A 19274-nucleotide genomic window follows, 5' to 3' on the forward strand; every position below is an offset into this window, starting at 1 on the left:
GGTCCTGAGGGCCGACGCGTCCACCAAAGCGTTCGTCCGCCCCCCGGGCCCGCGCCGCGCCAAGTTCGACGAGGCGGAGGAGGGCCTGCCGCCGGTCGCGGAGCCGTCACCCGCCGGTGTTCCACGTGGAACACGCGCCGTGGCCAGCCTCCCCGCCCCCGCCGCACCCCGCGTGTTCGTGGTGGCCAACCAGAAGGGTGGGGTCGGCAAGACGACCACCTCGGTGAACCTGGCTGCCGCGCTGGCGCTCGGTGGGCTCTCGGTGCTGGTGATCGACCTGGACCCGCAGGGCAACGCGTCGACCGCGCTGGGGGTCGAGCACTCCCCCGGCACGCCCGGGACCTACGAGGTGCTGATCGGCGGCTCGGCGATCGCCGAGCACGTCGTCCCCTCGCCCGAGGCGCCCGGGCTGCAGGTGCTGCCGGCGTCCATCGACCTGGCCGCCGCGGAGATCGAGCTCGTCTCGGTGGTCGCGCGCGAGAACCGCCTGCTCCGGGCCCTCCGCACCTACCTGGCCGGGCACCCGACCGACTACGTCTTCATCGACTGCCCGCCGTCGCTCGGCCTGCTCACCCTCAACGCCCTCGTCGCGGCGAACGAGATCCTCATCCCCATCCAGTGCGAGTACTACGCGCTGGAAGGCGTCTCGCAGCTCATGCGGACGATCAACCTGGTGACCGGCGAGCTGAACCAGGACCTGCGGCTGACGACCGTCGTGCTGACCATGTTCGACGCCCGGACCCGCCTGGCGGCGCAGGTCGCCCAGGAGGTGCGGACCCACTTCGCCGCCGAGACGCTGCCCAGCGTCATCCCGCGGTCGGTGCGGATCTCGGAGGCGCCCAGCTACGGGCAGACGGTCCTCACCTACCACCCGGACTCCGCGGGCGCCGTGTCCTACCTCAAGGCTGCGCAGGAGATCGCCCTGCGCGGCGCCGCCCCGACCACCCAGGAGAACCGATGAGCACCGCAACCGACCGTCGAGGAGGCCTGGGCCGCGGCCTCGGCGAGCTCTTCCAGCGCACCGAGCCGACCGAGGCACCGGCGGGGCCGGCCGCGGGGCCCGGTGACGACGCCGCGGCCCGGTCGGTCGTGCCGCCCCCGCACCCGGTGCCGGAGGGGTCGTACTTCGCCGAGCTCGACATCGCCACGATCACGGCCAACCCCCGGCAGCCCCGCACCGTCTTCGACGAGGAGGCCCTGGAGGAGCTGACGGGATCCATCCGGGAGGTGGGCCTGCTGCAGCCGGTCGTGGTCCGCCCCGTGGGCGGCGAGCGCTTCGAGCTGGTGATGGGGGAGCGACGCTGGCGTGCCTCCCAGGCTGCCGGCCTGAGCCAGATCCCCGCCATCGTCCGGCGCACCGAGGACCACGACCTGCTGCGGGACGCGCTGCTGGAGAACCTGCACCGGGCTCAGCTGAACCCGCTGGAGGAGGCCGCCGCGTACCAGCAGATGCTCGAGGACTTCGGCTGCACCCAGGACGAGCTGGCGACCCGCATCAAGCGGTCACGGCCGCAGATCTCCAACACCATCCGGCTGCTCCGGCTGCCGCCGACCGTCCAGCGCCGAGTGGCGGCCGGCGTGCTGAGCGCCGGGCACGCCCGGGCGCTGCTGGCCGTGCCGGACCCGGCCGGGCAGGAGCGGCTGGCTCAGCGCGTCGTCGCCGAGGGCTTGTCGGTGCGCGCCGTGGAGGAGCTGGTGGCCCTGGGGGAGACGGGGTCGGACGACGCGCCGCGTCGGCGGGAGCGACGGGAGGCGCCGGCGCTCGCGACCGAGCTGGCCAGCCGGCTCTCCGACCGGCTGGACACGCGGGTGCGGGTCGAGATGGGCCGGTCGAAGGGCCGGATCGTCGTGGACTTCGCCACGGCGGACGACCTCCAGCGCATCGTCGACGCGATGGCCGGTCAGAATCAACAAGTCGACATGTAGATCTATTGTTCAGCCGATGGTGCCACCGGCCGGTCGACCGCGGAGACCGCCGGGACCGTCGGGTCCTCCTCGGCGGCCAGCTTGGCCCGCACGTCCTGGGTCGCGGACCGCTCCGCCACGAAGGAGAGGAAGGGCACCGTGCCGGCGAGGGCGATCAGCAGCAGGCGCCGCCACGACCAGCCCGCCCGGCGGCCGAGGTCGACGGCGGTGATGATGAGGATCATGTACAGCCAGCCGTGCGGGATGGCCGTCCACGTGACCACGCGGTCGTCGCCGTACCAGTACTTGAGCGGCAGCCCGACCAGGGTGAGGACGATCAGCAGGGTGCCCACGAGGTAGGCCATCACCCGGTAGCGGAGGAGGGCGTTGCGCATGGGCCGAGCCTACGTGGCGCGGGCCGGCTCCTCGGGCGTGAGATCGGCCACCCCGACGCCACCCAGCTCCTGGTCCCGCGCCATCCGGACGGCGAGCCCGACGGCGAAGGCGGCGAACGCCCACCACTGCAGGGCGTAGGCGCCGTTGCGCAGCCGGCCGCTGCCCTCGGGCAGCACCACCGCGGCGGGCTGCAACCCCTGCGCGGCCGACTCCGCCGCGCTGAGGGTCACGAAGCCGCCCACCAGCGGACCCGGCCAGGTCTGGGCCAGCGTGGGCAGCCGGACCGAGCTGATCTGCCCCGCCGGGAGCGCACCGGCCGGGGCCTCCTCGGACGGCAGCAGCAAGCCGGTCGCGGCCTGGACCCCCGGGGGGGTCGGCGGGGCGCTCGGCGCGTCGGTGACCCCGCGGACCACGGGCAGGACGTCGCCGTTGTCGAGCCGGAGCGCGGCCACCACCCGGTAGGAGCCGGGCCGGTCCTCGACGGGGACCAGCGCCTGGGTGTCGGCGAGGTAGGCGCCCCGGAAGCGGACGGTCCGGCCGTAGCCGTCGGGGACGGGCTGCCCGGCCCGCGCGACGGCGCCGACCTCCACGGCCGGCTCCGCGGCCCGCCGGTCCGCCTCCGCCCGGCCCTGGCTGTGGTAGACGTCGAGCTGCCAGAGCCCGAGCACCACCATGACCGCGGCCACGCCCAGCCCGACCAGGACGATCAGGGCCTGCCGGAGGCGGATCAGGCGCACGGCCGCAGGCCCTCCGTGCTCACGCCGGCACCCGCGGCCCGGCCGCCCCGGACGTGGCCCCGCGGGCCGCGGCGGTCCGCACCAGGTCGGCGCACATCCGGCCGAGGCTCCAGCCGGCGGCCTCGATGGCCAGCGGGACCGCCGACGTCTCGGTCATCCCGGGCGCCACGTTCACCTCGAGGAAGACCGGCTCGCCCTCGGCCGTGACGATCAGGTCGGTGCGCGAGAGGTCCCGCAGGCCGAGCTCCTCGTGCACCTGCAGGGCCAGCGCGGCGCAGCGGGTGGCCACCTCGGGCTCCACCTCCGCCGGGCAGAGGAACCGGGTGGCGCCGGCGGTGTAGCGGGCCGTGTAGTCGTAGACGCCGGAGTCGGGGCGGATCTCGACGGCGGGCAGCGCGGTGGGGCCGGCGCCCCGGTCGACGACGGCCACCGTCACCTCGGTGCCCTCGACGAACTCCTCGACGACGGCGACGGCCCCGTAGGCGTAGGCGCCGACCATCGCGGCCGGCAGCTCCTCGGCCCGGGACACCTTGCTGCAGCCCAGCGCGGAGCCGCCCCGGGAGGGCTTGACCATCATCGGGAAGCCGATCTGCTGGCCCAGCGCGGCGACGAGGGCCGCCGCGCCCAGCTCGCGGAAGATCTCGTGGGGGAGCGCGACCTGGGCCGGGGTGCGCAGCCCGGCCTCGGCGACCACCGTGGTGGCGATCGACTTGTCGAAGGCGACCCGGGACGCGGCGCCGACCGATCCGACGAACGGGACGCCGAGCAGCGCCAGGACCTCGCGCAGCGCGCCGTCCTCGCCCGCCTCGCCGTGCAGGACGGGGAAGACGACGGCGTCGGCCAGCTCGGTCAACCGGGGCACCAGCGCGGAGTCGACGTCGGACTCGACGACGTCCGCGCCCTGGGAGCGCAGGGCCTGCGCGACCCGGCGACCGGACCGGAGCGACACGTCGCGCTCGTGCGAGAGCCCGCCGGCCAGCACCACGACGGTGCCCGGGAGGTCGGCCAGGGGTGCCTCTGCTGTGCTCACGCGGTGTCGTCCTCGGTCGTCTCGTGGGGTCCTGGCCGGCCAGGGGTGGCGGCTCAGGCCTGGTTGGCGCCGGGCGCCTCGTACGGGGGCATCGGCAGGCGGTCGGCGCCACCGCCGAGCGCGGGGCCGAAGGTGGCCAGCATGCTCGCCTCGTGCGCCAGCACCTCGCCGAGCCGACGGGTGCCCTCCACCAGCCGCTCGGGCGTCGGGAAGCAGTAGGAGAGCCGCATGTAGCGGCTGCCGAAGCCGTCGGCGTAGAAGGCGGTACCGGGCACGTAGGCCACCCGGGCCGTCACCGCGCGCGGGAGCATGGCGTGGGAGTCCAGGCCGGGCGGCAGGGTGGCCCAGACGAAGAACCCGCCCGTGGGGACCGTCCAGGACATGCCCGCCGGCATGTGGTCGGCGAGGCCCGCCAGCAGGGCGTCGCGACGCTCGCGGTACATCTCCCGGAACACCTTGATCTGGCCGCGCCAGTCGTGGTTGGCCAGGTAGGCGGCGATGGCAAACTGGGAGAACACCGGCGGGCACAGCGTGGCCGACTCCTGCGCCAGCACCAGCTTCTCCCGGACGGCGTGCGGAGCCAGCACCCAGCCCACCCGGAAGCCCGGGGCGAAGGTCTTGGAGAACGAGCCGAGGTAGACGACGCGGTCCTCGTCGAGCGCACGGATGGCGGGCGTGGGCTCGCCGTCGAAGCCCAGCAGCCCGTACGGGTTGTCCTCGACGACCAGCAGGTCCGCCTCCTCGGCCACCCGGAGGATCTCGGCCCGCCGCTCCAGGGACTGGGTGACCCCGGCAGGGTTCTGGAAGTTGGGGATCGTGTACAGGAACTTGACGGTCCGGCCGGCGGCGCGCAGGGCGGCGACCGCCTCGCGGAGCGCCTGCGGGTCCAGCCCCTGCTCGTCCATGGCGACGTGGGCGACGTCGCACTGGAAGGCCCGGAACACCCCCAGCGCGCCGACGTAGCTGGGCGCCTCGCAGAGCACCACGTCGCCGGGGTCGCAGAAGATGCGGGTGACCAGGTCCAGCCCCTGCTGCGAGCCCACGGTGACGGTGACGTCGTCGGGGTGGGCCTGGATGCCCTCGAGCCGCATGACCTCGCAGATCGCCTCGCGGATCATCGGCTCCCCCTGCCCGGAGCCGTACTGCATGGCGCGCATGCCGGTCGTGGTGACGAGGTCCTCGAGGACGGAGCCGACGACGTCGAGCGGCAGGTCGGCGATGTTGGGCATCCCGCCGGCCAGGGAGACGACCTCCGGGCGGTTGGCCACCGAGAAGAGGGCCCGGATGGCCGACGCCGTCATGCCGTGCGTGCGGGCGGCGTAGCGGTCGACGTAGGGGTCCAGCCGGGTGTCCCGGCGCGCCGGCCGAGCGACCCCGCCGGCAGGTCCGTGCGTCACCCCGGGGCCGGTCGAGGGGAGAGGTGGCACGCTCACCCCCCAAGGGTGCCTCATCGGCCCGCACGGCGCACGCCGTCCCACCCGCACGGCGCACGGCGGCCCGCGCCGGGGCGCCCGTCGCCAACCCCGGGTCCGCCGCCTACGATGGGCGCATGCGCAGTGCCTCCTCGGGTGGGTGGCTGCGCCCCGTGCGGTGGTCGCTCTGGCTCACCGGGGGCGCCGTCGTGGGCCTGGTCGTCGGCTTCGGGCTGGGCCTCGCCCGGCCGCGGGCGCGGGCGGCCTGATGGCGCGCCGGTACCGCCCGATGACCGCGGGCGACCTCCCCGAGCTGCCCGAGCCGTGCGCCGGCTGCACCTTCTGGGAGTCGAGCCTCGCCGACCTCGCCACCTCGTCCTCCGACCAGCGCCGCAGCGCCACCAAGCGCGAGTGGGCCCAGGCGGTCACCCGGCACTGGGGCTACTGCGGCGTCGCCGCCTACGACGACGCCGAGCTCATCGGCCACCTGACGCTGGCCCCCGCCGGTCACGTCCCCCGGCTCGGGGCGTTCGCCAGCACCCCGGTCAGCCCGGACGCCGCCGTCGTCACCTCCGTCCGGGTGGCCGAGGAGCACCGCGGTCACGGCGTCGGCCGGCACCTCGTGCAGACGGCGGCCGCCCTGGTCGCCCGCCGCGACATCCGCGCGCTCGAGGCCGTGGGCACCTACCACCAGGGCCCGTCCTGCATGCTGCCCGTGGGCTGGCTGGAGAGCGTGGGCTTCACCGTCGTCCGGCCGCACCCCGTCACGCCGCGGCTGCGGATGGACCTGCAGACCACGGTGCGCTGGCGTCCGGACCTCGGCGCGGCCTGGAGCCGGCTGACCGGCCTGGTCAGCCAGCCCCCGGCCGCCGAGCCGGCCACCTACGCCCACCGCGACACGACCGACCCGCTGCCGACGACCCCCGCCTGACCTCGCCCGGACCGCTCCGCGCCGCTCGCCCGCGATCGGCCACGGACCGGGGGACAGGTCCTAGAGTGCGAGCACGACCCGTCCGCCGGAGGGGTGCGAGCAGAGGAAGCGCATGCGCATCGTCCTGGTGGGTGCGGGGGGCGTCGGGGACGCCTTCGCCAAGATCGCGGTCCGGCGGTCGTTCTTCGAGCGCCTGGTGGTCGCCGACCACGACGTGGCCCGCGCCGAGCGGACCGTCGCGGCGGTGAACGGCTGGCGGGGCCACGACGACCGCTTCGTCGCCGCCCGCGTCGACGCCGCCGACCCCGCCTCGGTCGAGGCCCTGGCCCGGGAGCACGGCGCCACGCACGTGATGAACGCCGTCGACCCCCGCTTCGTGATGCCGATCTTCCGGGGGGCCTTCGCGGCCGGCGCCGACTACCTCGACATGGCCATGTCGCTCTCGGTCCGCGACCCCGACGACCCCTACCGGCGCACCCACGTCATGCTCGGCGACGAGCAGTTTGCCGAGGCGTCCCCCTGGGAGGCCGCCGGCCGGCTGGCGCTGGTGGGGATGGGCGTCGAGCCGGGGCTGTCCGACGTGTTCGCCCGCTACGCCTGCGACCACCTGTTCTCCCGGGTCGAGGAGCTCGGCACCCGCGACGGCTCGAACCTCACCGTCGACGGCCACGACTTCGCGCCCTCCTTCTCGATCTGGACCACCATCGAGGAGTGCCTCAACCCGCCCGTGGTGTGGGAGAAGAACCGGGGCTGGTTCGTCACGGAGCCGTTCAGCGAGCCGGAGATGTTCGACTTCCCGGGCGGCATCGGCCCCGTCGAGTGCGTCAACGTCGAGCACGAGGAGGTGCTGCTGATGCCCCGCTGGCTCGACGCCCGGCGGGTGACGTTCAAGTACGGCCTCGGTGCGGAGTTCATCGAGGTGCTGCGGACGCTTCGCAAGCTGGGGCTGGACCGCACGGAGCCGGTGGACGTCAAGGGCGTCGCCGTCTCGCCGCGCGACGTCGTCGCCGCCTGCCTCCCCGACCCGGCGACCCTGGGCGACGCGATGCACGGCTCGACCTGCGCGGGCCTGTGGGTGACCGGGACCGGCAAGGACGGCAGGCCCCGGGAGGTGTACCTGCACCACGTCGTCGACAACGCGACGACCATGCGTGAGTACGGCGCCCAGTGCGTGGTCTGGCAGACCGCCGTGAACCCCGTGGTGGCCCTGGAGCTGCTGGCGACGGGTGCCTGGTCGGGCACCGGTGTGCTGGGTCCGGAGGCATTCGACGCCGTCCCGTTCCTCGAGCTGCTGGCGGAGGGGTACGGCTCCCCCTGGGGGCTGGAGGAGCGGGAGCCGTCCCGGTAGCGCTGTGACAGGGTGGTCCGGTGACCGCCGCCGCGTCCCCGACGCCCTCGTCCCCCACCCCAGCCACCCGTGACCCGCACCGCCGCGTCGACCTGACCCGGACGGGACCCCTGCGGCTGCGGGCCACCAACAGCCGGGGCACGACGCTGGACCTCGGCTCCGGCGACACCGCGGACTTCACCCCCGTCGAGCTGCTGCTGGTCGCGCTGGCCGGCTGCAGCGCCGTCGACGTCGAGTCGATCACCGGCAAGCGGTCCGACCCCGCGCAGTTCGACGTCGTCGCCGAGGCCGACAAGGTCCGCGACGCCGACGGCAACCACCTGGCGGGGGTCACGCTGGACTTCCGGATCACCTTCCCCGACACCGAGGGGGGCCGGGCCGCCGAGTCGGTGCTGGCCCGCTCGGTGGCCATGTCCCACGACCGGCTGTGCACGGTGAGCCGGACCGTCGAGCTGGGCACGCCCGTGCGCCCGCTGCTCCGCGGCGAGGAGCTGGCGCGCTGACGGCCGTGGCCGGCCCCCGGCCCTCCCGGCGGCCCGGCGTGGCGGTCCCGGTGGTCGAGCCGCGCCGGCGCTGACCGGCCCGGCCCGCCCCGCACGGCAGACTGTGCCCATGGCGACCGCCCCGCACCTGGCCCACCTCGAGCTGAGCCCGCTCCCGGCCGAGGGTGCCGAGGACTTCCTGGCCGCGACGACGCGGGGGTTCCACCAGGACTACGACGCCGACGCCGCGCGGGCGGCCCGGGGGGTGCTGGAGCCGGAGCGGTGCTTCGGGTACGCGGTCGACGGTCGCTGGATGGCCACCTGCGGGTCCTACACGCGGGTGATGACCGTGCCGGGCGGGACCGTGCCGACGGCTGCCGTCACCTTCGTCACGGTGAACCCGGGGTACCGCCGCCGGGGTCTGCTCACCCAGATGATGTCCCACCAGCTGCGCGGGCTGGCCGAGCACGGGGAGCCGGTCGCCCTGCTCTGGGCCTCGGAGAGCGCGATCTACGGCCGCTACGGCTACGGTCCCGCCACGCCGCTCGTGCAGCTGGAGGGGGCCACGCTGGACACGGCGTTCCGGTCCGACGTCGACCTCGGGGCCGGCTCGGTGGGGGAGGTGGACCGGGAGGAGTGCCGCCGGGTGGTGGAGGGGCTGCACGCCCGGCTGCTGCCCGACCGTCCGGGCGCCCTGGACCGTCCGAGCGCCTGGTGGGACGCGGTGTTCTTCGACCACCCGTCCCGTCGGCACGGCGGCGCGGCCGCCCGCTACGCCCTGCACTTCGACGCCCGGGGCCGGCCTGACGGCTACCTCACCTTCCGGCTGAGCTCGGCGGGCACCGCGGACCCGGGCCCCGGGCACACCGTCCGGGTCGCGGCGCTGGACGCGAGCGACCTCCGCGGCTACGCACGCCTGTGGCGGTTCGCCCTGGACCTGGACCTCGTCCGCCGGTTCGAGGGGCCTGCGGCGCTCGACGAGCCCCTGCGCCACCTGGTGGCGGACCCGGCGTCCGTGCGCGCGACGTCCACCGACGGCACCTACGTGCGGGTGGTCGACGTCGCGCGCGCCCTCGAGGCCCGCCGCTACGCCCTCGACGTCGACCTCGTGCTCGGCGTGCGGGACGCCCTGCTCCCGCAGAACGCCGGGAGCTACCGGTTGCAGGGCGGGCCGGACGGGGCGTCGGTGCAGCGGGTGGACACGCCCGCCGACGTCGAGCTGGACGTCCGGGAGCTGGGGACGCTCTACCTGGGCGGCACACCGGCCGCGGAGCTGCACCGCGCCGGTCTGCTGCACGAGCGCACCCCCGGCGCGGTCGCCGCGCTCAGCCTCGGCTTCTCCTGGTCGCGGAAGCCGTTCTGCCGCGACTACTTCTGACCGGGTCCGGACGCGGCGACGGCCGCCGTCCGGCCCGGGAGGGCACGGACGGCGGCCGTCGAGCGGGCCGTCACCGACGGCTCAGAGGTACTCCTCGATCGCCTTCAGCAGCACCGACTTGGACTTGGCGCCCTTGAACGCCTTGACCAGCTCGCCGCCGACGTAGACCTGGATCGTCGGCAGGCCGAGCACGTGGTTGTTGGCCGGGGTGACCGGGTTGGTGTTGGTGTCCATCTTGACGAAGGTCACCTTGTCGCCGTGCTGGGTGGCGAGCTCCTCGATGATCGGGGCCACCTGCTTGCACGGGCCGCACCAGTCGGCCCAGTAGTCCACGACGACGGGCTTGTCGGAGTGGAGGACGACCTTGTCGAAGTCGGCGTCGGTGACGTCGGATACTGCGCCCATCTGAGTGCTCCTGCGGGTCGGGGGGTGGGTGGGGGCGAGGATGCCAGCGGGGTCTGACAGGACGGCGGGTGAGCGGCCGGCAGCCGCCACCCCGCCGGGAGGTCAGCTACCGGCGCCCATCAGCTCGCTGTGCGCCTCGGCCAGCTCGACGTCGCCGAGGTCGTCGAGGTCGGCCAGGTAGCGCTCGGCGTCCAGGGCCGCGGAGCAGCCGGTGCCGGCCGCGGTGATGGCCTGCCGGTAGGTGTGGTCGACCAGGTCGCCGGCCGCGAAGACGCCGGGCAGGTTGGTCCGGGTGGACTTGCCGTCGGTGATCACGTAGCCCTCGCCGTCGAGCTGGACCTGGCCGCGGACGAGCTCGGAGCGCGGGTCGTGGCCGATGGCGATGAACAGCCCGGAGACGGGCAGCTCGCGGGTGCTGCCGTCGTGGCTGTCGGTCAGGGTGACCGACTCCACCGACTGGCCGCCGTTGACCGCGCTGACCGCGGAGTTCCAGGCGAAGCGGATCTTCGGGTCCTTCTCGGCGCGGGCGGCCATGATCTTGCTGGCCCGCAGCTCGCCGCGGCGGTGCACCAGGGTCACCGAGCGGGCGAAGCGGGTGAGGAAGGTGGCCTCCTCGACGGCGGAGTCGCCGCCGCCGACGACGGCGATGTCCTTGTCGCGGAAGAAGAAGCCGTCGCAGGTCGCGCACCAGGAGACGCCGTGGCCGGACAGCCGGTCCTCGTCGGGCAGCCCGAGCTTGCGGTAGCTGGAGCCCATGGCCAGGATCACGGCACGGGCGGTGAAGGTGTTCCCGTAGCCGTCGGTGACGGTCTTCAGCTCACCGGTCAGGTCCATCGCGACGATGTCCTCGCTGACCAGCTCGGCGCCGAACCGCTCGGCCTGCTCGCGCAGGTTGTCCATCAGCTCCGGGCCCATGATGCCGCTCGGGAAGCCGGGGAAGTTCTCGACCTCGGTGGTGTTCATCAGCGCGCCACCAGCGGTCACGGAGCCCTCGAAGACCAGCGGGTGCAGGTTCGCCCGGGCGGCGTAGATCGCGGCGGTGTACCCCGAGGGGCCGCTGCCGACGACGATCACGTCGCGCACCTGCTTGTCGAACGTCTCGCTCACTCGTTTCCCTCTCAGCTGTGCTGCTCGACGGGTGTCCCCGGGGCCGGCCGGAGCCGGTGACCCTGGGGCGGGAGGCCCGCCGGGGCCTCACCCTACCCCCGCTCAACGGGGCCGGGGTGTGCCGTATTCCGGGGCCGCGGGTCAGCGACCGAGCACCGCGGAGGCGGTCGAGGAGGGCACCGGGGTCCGGCAGCCGGTGACCACGGTGACGTGGGCGGAGCCGTCCTCGCGGGTGTAGACCAGCAGGGCCGGGGCGCCGTCGACGCGGGCCCGGACCAGGCCCGTGATCCGGCCGTCGGTGACCGAGCGGCCGCAGAACCAGGCCTGGGAGAAGCGGTGCGGGTCGAGGTCGCGGGCGCTCTGCAGGGCCCGCGCCTCGCTGGCGAGGTCGTCGGTGCTGACGGCCGCCGCGACCACGGGCGGCTCGTTGAGCCCCGCGGCAGCGCTGAGCACGTAGCCGCCGAGCCCGACCGCGCCCGCCGCGACGACGACCCCGAGGGCGGGAACCCACCGGCGCCACCACGGCGGTCGGGGGGCGTGGTCGAGGAAGCGTCCGAGGCTGTGCCGTGGCTGGGGCCGCACGGTCCGGGGGGCGAGGACGGGGACCGCGGCCCGGTGCGCGCTCTCCACGGCGACCGCGGCGGCCAGCCGGGCGGCGACGGCCGGCGGCATGGTGGGGGCGGGCTCGGCGGCGAGGGTCGCGCTGACCTGGCCCAGCGCCGCGACCGTCCGCTGGCACGACGCGCAGCCGGGGACGTGGTCGGCGACCCAGCGGCTGCGCCCGGGGTCGAGCAGACCTTCGGCGGCGTCCGCCAGGTCGTCGATCGAGGGGTGGTCAGCCACGGGGTGTCCTTCGGTGCTCGGGCCAGCGGAGGGCGTCCGGGGCGGCGACGCCGGGCGGGGCCCCGGACTCGGACGCACCGCACCCCCCTCCCGGTTCCCCCGACCGGCCGACCGGCGGTGTCGCACCCCGGGCGGTCACGGGAGCAGCCCCGCCGTCTGCAGCTGCTCCACCGTGCGCCGGGACCCGCGGTCGAGCTCGGCCTGCGGGGCGTGCGCCAGTATCCAGCGGAAGAGGGTCGAGGTGCCGCCGCGGAGGAGGGCGACGGGGGCGACGACGCGGCGGGTGCCGCCGTCGGCGTCCCGGCAGACCAGGGCGAAGACCGGGCCCGACGCGGAGGCCTGCTGCCGCACCGCCACCACCGTGCCGGCGTCGACGGTGTGCAGCGCGCGGACGCGGCGGACGGTCAGCCGGGCGCCGTCGACCTCCAGGTGGGCGCGCGTGCGCGCCCAGACCAGGGTGAGGCAGCCGGCCCAGAGGACGACGAGGACGACGGCGACCCCGACCTTGCCCGCCGCGTCCCCGCGCAGCACGACGCCCAGGCAGACGACGGCGCCGACGGAGGCGAACAGGGCCGGTGTCCGCCAGTTGTACGCGAGCTCCAGCGGGTGGGCCATCAGCGTCTCCCCGCCGTCGGTTGCAGGTCGGCGAGCAGCGGGACCAGCCGGGCGCGGCCGCGGGCGCAGCGGCTCTTCACCGTGCCGGGGGCGCAGCGCAGGATGCCCGCCGCCTCCTCCACCGAGTAGCCCTGCATGTCCACCAGCACCAGCGCGGCCCGCTGGTCGGGGTTGAGCTGGGCGAGGGCGGCCGCGACGTCGCTGCGCTGCTGCTGCTGCTCGAGGGGGTCGGCGCCGGGGGCGGTGGCCAGCATGCCCGCGCGGTCCAGGTCCTCCGGCAGCGGGTCGGCCGCCCGGGTGCGCATCCGGCGCAGCCGGTCGAGGCAGGCGTTCACCACGACCCGGTGCAGCCAGGTCGTCACCTGGGACTCGCCGCGGAACGTGCCGGCCCGGCGGAAGGCGGAGATGTAGGCGTCCTGCAGCGCGTCGGCGGCGTCCTCGGGGTTGCGCATGGTCCGCAGCGCGACCGCCCAGAGCCGGTCCCGGTGCCGGCCCACCAGGGTGCCGAAGGCGTCCGGGTCGCCGGCGACGTGCCGACGCAGCAGCTCGGCGTCGGGCAGGCCGGCGTCGTCGGGGTCGGCGGGCAGGACGTGGTCAGGAGGCACAGCGGACCGGGGAGCCGACGACGGGGCGGGGGAGGTGGGGGTGACCAGCGGTCACCGGCGCACCTCGACCTCGCTGATGCCGCCGCGGTAGCGTCCCCCCTCCCTCGGCAGCGAGGTCAGGTACACGAGCACGAAGCGGGTGGTCACCGGCCTGGCGGGGGTGAGGGTCGCCGTCCGCTTCGCCCCCTCCTGCTCGGCCACGGCGTCCCACTGGGCGTCGGAGCCCAGCGGCGGCCGGGTGGTCCCGGCCGGGTCGGTGCGGGGGACCCGGAGGTCGAGGTCGGTGCCGTCGCCGCTCAGGGTCACCTTGACCGACGCCACCGGCTGCGCCGAGCCGAGGTCCAGCACCAGGCCGACGCCGCGCTTGATCCCGCCCAGCTCGGGGTTGCCGATGTAGGCGACGGTGCGCCAGCGGGTCGACGGGTCGCCGTCGTAGGCCAGCCGCACCTCGCCCGGGTTCTCCCGCTGGTCGTCGGCGCCCTGGGGGTCGAAGTCGCGGGCGGTGCGCACGGGCAGCACCGCCGAGGTCGGGGTGGGCGCGGGCTGACGGGCGGGCGTCGCGCTGGGGCCGGGCTCGGGGGTGGCGCCGAGCTGGTCGCTCAGCACCAGGCCGGCGACCAGGCCGACGCCGGACAGCAGCACCACCAGGCCGACGAGCAGGGCGATCCAGCGCCGCGGCTGCCGCGGCGGCTTGCGCGGCGGGGCCGGCGGCCGGTCGGGCACGGGCGTCCGGATGACGGTGGTGCTGGCCGAGGCCGAGGCCGGGGCCGGTGCGGCCGGCACCGACCGGGTCACCCGCAGCGGTGCGGCGTCGGCGGCGGCGGCCCGGCTGAGGTCGGGGCCGTCGTCGTGGACCACCGGGGTCGGCTCGGTCGGCTGGTCGAGCAGCGTGGAGACCGGGGCGGAGGGGCTGGGCCGGTGGGCGCCGACCCGGGGGATCGGCTGGCGCAGCCGACGCTCCAGGTCGCCGGACGCGTCGGCGGCGCCCAGCACCTTCGTCAGGGCGTTGACCAGGGCGTTCGCGTCGGTGACCGGGGCCGCGCGGTGCCGGGGCGGGTCGCCCAGCACCTGGTCGCAGACGTCGTCCAGCGCGGGGGACACCCCGGCCCGGACCTGCCGCGGGGTCAGCCAGCGGCGTCCGGTGGTCGGTGCGTCGGGCAGCCCGTAGGCCGGCCCGCCGGGCCAGCGGCAGACCAGGGCGGCGTAGAGCAGCCGGCCCAGGTCGGTGACGTCGACCAGCTCGGGCTCCTCGGGGCCGTGCAGGGGCTCGGTGGCGGCCGGCCGGAGGGCCGCCTCGATGAGCAGGCCGACGATCTTGACGTTCCCGGTCGGGGTGACGATCACCGTCTCCGGGCTGATCCGCCGGTGGTGCAGCCCGAGGCTGTGCACCCCGGACAGGGCGTCGGCGACCTCCCGGACCACCCAGCCGGCCTCCAGCCCGGACAGCGGCCCCTGGCTGAGGATCACCTCCAGCGACTGGCCGGTGGCGTACTCGCAGACGATGTAGGAGCCGAGCTCGGGGTCCCCGCCCGGCCCGGCGGCCGAACCGCCCGGGACGGCGTCGAGCACCCGCAGGAAACGGGAGTCGGTGGCCACTGACGCCCGCCGGGCGGCGGCCATCAGCTGCGCCTCGGCGGGGTCGCCCGGGGCGAGCAGGTGGACCAGCACCGAGCGCGAGAGCACCTGGTCGAAGGCCCGCCAGGTGATGGCCGGGCCGGAGCCGGCCAGCAGCTCCTCGAGCCGGTAGCGGGTCCCGAGGACGGTGCCCGCCGGCAGCGTCGCCGCCTTCGTGGTGGTGGTGGACCAGTGCGGGCCCGCGCCGGCACCGTCCTGCTGGTCGGTCGCGTGCTGATGCGTCGGGTGCAGTTGGGTCGAGGCGTCCCCCAGATCGGCCTCGCCCCCAGGGTGCCTACGGACGACTGCCGTGTGGGCCATGGAGTCAGCGTTCTCGCTCGTGCCGGGCCGCAGCTGGGACGCAGGACCGGCGGTGGGTGGTGGCTCGATGGTAGGAGACGGCGGACGCAGAAGGGTGTCCGAATCGCCGGCCGTGGCCAGATCGTGAGCAGCCTCCTCGGGCGCCGCGTCGGGACCGGGTCCGCCCCGGCGGCCGCGCAGGGTCGTGACCAGGGCGTTGACCTCGGCGATCCCGAGCAGCCGGGCCGCCACCAGGAAGACGACGACGGCGGGGACGCCCGCGGCCGCGAGCACCAGCGCCCGGCCCGGCTGGGAGTCGACGTCGCGGCCCAGCCACCAGGTGAGCAGGACGGCGAGGACCGCCGCCGGGGCGACGGCGAGCAGCAGCCGCACGCAGTGCCGGACCAGGCTGAAGAGGTCGAGCGCGGGCAGCCGGCGCCGCAGCCGGGTGAGCGAGAGCAGCACCCCGACCAGGTAGGAGAGCGAGTAGGCGAGGCCGAGGGCGGCGGCCACCAGGCCCGGGGAGCGGACCAGCGAGACCGCGGCCAGCCCGAGCACCACGTTGGCGGCCGAGATCACGATCTGCAGGAAGAACGGCGTCCGGGTGTCCTCGAGGGCGTAGAAGGCGCGCAGGCAGAGGTACTGGATCGTGAAGGGCACCAGGCCGAGGGCCAGGGTCATCAGGGCCCAGCCCGGGGCGGCGGCGTCGCCCGCGCCGCGACCGAAGCCGAAGGCCAGCTGGGCCAGCGGCACCCCGAGGACGCCGAAGGCCACCGACGCCGGCAGCAGGACCGTCAGGGCCAGCCGGACGGCGCGGACGGTCTCGGCGGCCACCCCGTCCAGGTCGGCGGCGGCGGCCATCCGGGAGGCGGCCGGCAGCATCGCGGTGGCCAGCGAGACGGTGACGAGGGAGTGCGGCAGGATCCACACCGCGTAGGCGTTGTAGTAGGCCGTGATGCCGCCACCGGCGCCGCCGGCCGTCGCCCCCGTGGCCAGCCGGGAGACCACCACCAGGGCCAGCTGGGTGACGATGACGAAGCCCAGCGTCCACTTCGCCAGCCGGAGCGTCTTGCCGAGCCCGACGCCCCGGAAGTCGACGCGGGGGGCGAACCGGTAGCCGGCGCGGCGCAGGAACGGCACCAGCACGGCGGCCTGCACGGCGATGCCGAGCGTCGAGCCGAGGCCCAGCAGCAGCTCCTCGCCGGAGGTGAAGGGCGCGGAGGTGTCACCGCGGCCGAAGACCCCGAGGAACAGGCCGAGCACGCCGATGGAGACGACGTTGTTGGCGATGGGCGCCCACATCATCGGGCCGAAGCGGTCGCGGGCGTTGAGGACCTGCCCGGCCAGCACGTGCACGCCGTAGAAGAAGACCTGCGGCATGCAGTAGTAGCCGAGCACGACCATCGAGTCGTACTGCGCGGCGAGGCCGGGCGCCCGCCAGGAGTCGGCGGAGTAGAGCCAGATGACCGCCGGCACCGCGAGGGTCAGCAGCACGGTGATGAGGCCCAGCCCCAGCAGGCCGGCCGTCATGATCCGGTTGGTGTAGGCCTCGCCGCCGTCCGCGTCGCCCCGGATGGCGCGGACGATCTGCGGCACGAGCACGGTGTTCAGCACCCCGCCGGCGAGCAGGATGTACATGCTGTTCGGCACGGTGTTGGCCACCGTGAACATGTCGGCCTGCCGGGTCGCGTTGCCGAACAGGTACACCAGCAGCATCAGCCGGCCGAAGCCGAGCAGCCGCGACAGCAGGGTGCCGGCCGCCATCAGCGCGCTGGCCGAGACCAGCGCCGAGGTGCGGCCCGCGCCGCCCCGGTCCGGCGGGGCCGGCGTGGGGGTGGAGGTGGGGCTGGTGGAGGTGTCGGTCATCTCAGGCGTCCGTCGGGTCGGGGCGGCTGGCGGGCGGGGCCTCGGGCGGCGGTGCCGAGGTCAGCCCGCTGGGGGCCGGGGGCGCGGCGGCGGCCAGCTCGGCCGCCCGGGCCCGGGTGCGGTTGACCTGGCGGATCCGCAGCGCCGTGCTCCCGGCGAACACGACCAGCGCGGCCGCCGCGATCGCCCAGCCGGTGGTGCCGTTCTGGGTGACGCGGACGTCGATCCGCTGCGGCCGGCCGACCGGGGTGCCGTCCAGGGTCTGCAGCTGGGCCCGCACGGGCACCGTGCCGTTGGCCTTGGCGCTCACCTGCGCGTTCGCGGTGTAGCTGTCGCCGGCGCGGATCATCCGGACGCCGTCGCGGACGTCGCCCAGCTCGATCGGGGCGATCCGCAGCCGTTGCCGGTTGTCGGAGACGAAGACCAGGCGCAGGCGGACGGCCCCGGCCTCGGGGTCGTCCGGGTCGGCGGGCAGCTGGTTCTCGACGGTGATCGGGAAGACGACGCCGTCCTGGGCGATGGTGCTGACCTTCGGGTTGGTGCTGATCAGCAGCTGGTCCTCCAGCGTCGCGTCCAGCGCGTCCTGCTGGGTCTCGAGCCAGGGGCTGCGGAGGCGTTCCTCGTCCCGCCAGGCCGTGCTGGCGGCCCGGGCGACGGCCGCCTGGCCGGCGATCTCCACCGCGTCACCGTCCACGAGCAGCTCGGCGTAGGTCGACCAGCTGGCCGCGAAGCCCCGCAGGGTGGCCAGCTGGCCGCTGGTGAGCTCGGCCTCCCGTGCCTCGGCCGGGTAGCTGAGCCGGCCGTCCCAGCGGGCCGGGGTGCCGCTGAGCAGGTCGCTGAGGGTGGTCCGCCTGATCCACGGCGCGGCGACGCCAGGGTCCTCGCCCTGCACCTGGTTGGTGGCGCTGACCAACCGCACCCGGCCGCGGGTCACCCCGTCGGTGGCCTCGCTCGCCTGCACCCAGGTGTCGGCCAGCGACCGCTGGCGCACCTGGACAGGGGTGTTGCGGGGGTCGGGTCCGGGACCGCCGCCGGACGCGGCACTGCTGAACCGGACGACCGGGGGACGGTCGCCGCCGCCCAGCAGCGGCTCGTCGCCGTCGGTCACGGACCGGTCGGAGAGGACGACGGCGGCCGGCTCCAGCCGCTCGGCCGCACGCAGGGTGGCCTCGTCGGCCAGGCCGTCGGCGGGCAGCACCAGCAGCGGGAGCGAGGCGGTGGCCTCCACCCGGCGGCTGGCCGCGGCGGCGGCGTCGAGCACGCGGGTCTGCCGGTCGTGCACGAGCGCCGCGATGTCCGGGGAGCCGTAGAGCAGGCGGAAGCCGTCGCGGTCGTCCCGCACGCGGCTGAAGCGCTGCAGCCAGGCGGCGGCGTCGGCCTGGCCGCGGCCCGGGGCCGTGCTGCCGTCGCCGGTCTGGACGGCGTAGCCGGCGCGCATCGTGGTCAGCTCCTCGACCAGCGCGGGGTCGACGGCGAAGCTCACCGCGTCGCTGTCGGCCGCGGCGAGCAGGGCGCTCAACCGGCCCCCGGGACGCACCTCGTCGGCGAGGTGGTCGTCGGTCAGCACCCCGCGGCGGAGCTGGGACGGTCGCGAGCCGAGCACCACCAGCGACGTCATCCGCAGGCTCGCGCCCGGGGGCTCGGCCAGCACGGGGACGAAGGTCCGGGTGCGGCCGACGGCGGTGGTGTTGCCGTTCTGCAGCACGTGGACGCCGATCAGGTAGAGGCCGTCCGCGGGGGAGAGCTGGAGGTCCGCGACGCGCGCCGTCAGGGTGAAGTCGGCGGTCGCGCCGGGCTGGAGGTACGGGTCGTCGGGGGTGTAGAGGTCCTGGTAGACGGGGGTGTGGCGGTTGCCCAGCGGGACGTTGGACTCCGAGGCCAGCGCCTGCTCGACGCCCTCGGCGCCGGTGATCGGGGCCTGGTCGCGCCAGAAGATGGCCTGCAGGCGGAACAGCCGCTCGTCGGTGACGTTCTCCACCCGCCCGGTCAGGGTGATGGTGCCGTCCCGTTCCGGGAGCGCGGGCGTCATGGCCGTGAGCGTGATCCGCACGAGCGCCTCGGGCTCGGCGGCGGCCGCGGACGGGGCCGGGCCGAGGGGCCCGAGCAGCGCCGCGCACCCGGCCAGCAGCGCCAGCAGCACGCGGAGAGCCCTCATGCGCGCTGCCTCCTCACCGGTTCATCCTAGAGCCGGACAACGCACGGGCAGCCCGCTGCGCTCCCGACGGCGGGCGTCGGGACGGCGGCCGTGGCCGGGCCGCGCCGGTAGAGTGGGTCGGCGTGTCCACGCCCACGTTGAACCA

The 19274-nt window shown here is 75.5% G+C and carries 17 protein-coding genes and 1 pseudogene; 7 read left to right on the top strand and 11 right to left on the bottom strand.

Translation table 11 applies throughout. The features are described from left to right. The first annotated feature begins 4 nt into the window (after positions 1–4). Positions 5–961 carry a ParA family protein gene (locus BLT72_RS21620; RefSeq protein WP_425349252.1) on the top strand — a complete coding sequence of 319 codons (957 nt, stop codon included), beginning with the start codon at positions 5–7 and terminating at the stop codon, positions 959–961. Further along, on the top strand, positions 958–1926 hold the full coding sequence (locus tag BLT72_RS21625; protein WP_091416161.1) for a ParB/RepB/Spo0J family partition protein: 969 nt from the start codon (positions 958–960) through the stop codon (positions 1924–1926). Before BLT72_RS21620 ends, BLT72_RS21625 begins: the two co-directional genes overlap by 4 nt. Before the next feature lie 2 nt (positions 1927–1928). Here the strand turns inward: BLT72_RS21625 and BLT72_RS21630 are convergent. The 4 genes and pseudogenes from BLT72_RS21630 to BLT72_RS21645 all read right to left on the bottom strand — a co-directional run. After that, a pseudogene (locus tag BLT72_RS21630) lies at positions 1929–2300 on the bottom strand (DUF3817 domain-containing protein); the annotation flags it as partial. A 9-nt stretch (positions 2301–2309) separates the two neighbouring features. After that, on the bottom strand, positions 2310–3038 hold the full coding sequence (locus BLT72_RS21635; protein WP_091416167.1) for an SURF1 family protein: 729 nt from the start codon (positions 3036–3038) through the stop codon (positions 2310–2312). 19 nt (positions 3039–3057) lie between these two features. Continuing rightward, complete coding sequence (locus BLT72_RS21640; RefSeq protein WP_091418115.1) at positions 3058–4047, bottom strand: D-alanine--D-alanine ligase family protein; 990 nt, start codon at positions 4045–4047, stop codon at positions 3058–3060. 74 nt (positions 4048–4121) lie between these two features. Then, a complete protein-coding gene (locus BLT72_RS21645; RefSeq protein WP_091416170.1) occupies positions 4122–5519 on the bottom strand; it encodes an aminotransferase-like domain-containing protein in 1398 nt (465 codons plus the stop codon). A gap of 98 nt (positions 5520–5617) precedes the next feature. On the opposite strand from BLT72_RS21645, the gene BLT72_RS23405 reads away from it, so the two are divergent. From BLT72_RS23405 to BLT72_RS21665, 5 genes are all read left to right on the top strand, one after another. Then, positions 5618–5749: a hypothetical protein gene (locus BLT72_RS23405; RefSeq protein ID WP_280949236.1), complete on the top strand. Its 132-nt coding sequence runs from the start codon at positions 5618–5620 to the stop codon at positions 5747–5749. Beyond that, positions 5749–6411, top strand: coding sequence for a GNAT family N-acetyltransferase (locus BLT72_RS21650; protein WP_091416173.1), 663 nt, complete (start codon positions 5749–5751; stop codon positions 6409–6411). The genes BLT72_RS23405 and BLT72_RS21650 overlap by 1 nt, the downstream gene beginning before the upstream one ends. A 112-nt stretch (positions 6412–6523) precedes the next feature. Further along, positions 6524–7759, top strand: coding sequence for a saccharopine dehydrogenase family protein (locus BLT72_RS21655; RefSeq protein ID WP_091416176.1), 1236 nt, complete (start codon positions 6524–6526; stop codon positions 7757–7759). 20 nt (positions 7760–7779) lie between these two features. Next, the gene (locus BLT72_RS21660; protein WP_091416179.1) at positions 7780–8262 is read left to right on the top strand and encodes an OsmC family protein; all 483 of its coding nucleotides are present in this window, start codon (positions 7780–7782) and stop codon (positions 8260–8262) included. Between the two features lie 109 nt (positions 8263–8371). Then, complete coding sequence (locus BLT72_RS21665) at positions 8372–9619, top strand: GNAT family N-acetyltransferase (protein WP_091416183.1); 1248 nt, start codon at positions 8372–8374, stop codon at positions 9617–9619. Between the two features lie 81 nt (positions 9620–9700). On the opposite strand, the gene trxA is transcribed toward BLT72_RS21665, so the two are convergent. From trxA to BLT72_RS21700, 7 genes are all read right to left on the bottom strand, one after another. Further along, positions 9701–10024, bottom strand: a complete 324-nt coding sequence (gene trxA / locus BLT72_RS21670) for a thioredoxin (RefSeq protein ID WP_091416188.1) — start codon at positions 10022–10024, stop codon at positions 9701–9703. Between the two features lie 102 nt (positions 10025–10126). Then, a complete protein-coding gene (gene trxB / locus BLT72_RS21675; protein ID WP_091416191.1) occupies positions 10127–11131 on the bottom strand; it encodes a thioredoxin-disulfide reductase in 1005 nt (334 codons plus the stop codon). Between the two features lie 141 nt (positions 11132–11272). Continuing rightward, positions 11273–11974: a cupin domain-containing protein gene (locus BLT72_RS21680; protein ID WP_091416194.1), complete on the bottom strand. Its 702-nt coding sequence runs from the start codon at positions 11972–11974 to the stop codon at positions 11273–11275. A 135-nt stretch (positions 11975–12109) separates the two neighbouring features. Further along, a complete protein-coding gene (locus tag BLT72_RS21685; protein ID WP_091416197.1) occupies positions 12110–12589 on the bottom strand; it encodes a hypothetical protein in 480 nt (159 codons plus the stop codon). After that, positions 12589–13194 (bottom strand): RNA polymerase sigma factor SigM, encoded by a 606-nt coding sequence (gene sigM, locus BLT72_RS21690; RefSeq protein ID WP_231930219.1) that lies wholly within the window; start codon positions 13192–13194, stop codon positions 12589–12591. Before sigM ends, BLT72_RS21685 begins: the two co-directional genes overlap by 1 nt. A gap of 51 nt (positions 13195–13245) precedes the next feature. Then, positions 13246–16974 (bottom strand): murein biosynthesis integral membrane protein MurJ, encoded by a 3729-nt coding sequence (murJ, locus tag BLT72_RS21695; RefSeq protein ID WP_091416199.1) that lies wholly within the window; start codon positions 16972–16974, stop codon positions 13246–13248. A 1-nt stretch (position 16975) separates the two neighbouring features. Further along, positions 16976–19129: a DUF6049 family protein gene (locus BLT72_RS21700; RefSeq protein ID WP_157720597.1), complete on the bottom strand. Its 2154-nt coding sequence runs from the start codon at positions 19127–19129 to the stop codon at positions 16976–16978. Positions 19130–19274 lie beyond the last annotated feature (145 nt).

This window comes from Friedmanniella luteola, from assembly GCF_900105065.1.
In the GTDB taxonomy this organism is placed as follows: domain Bacteria; phylum Actinomycetota; class Actinomycetes; order Propionibacteriales; family Propionibacteriaceae; genus Microlunatus; species Microlunatus luteolus.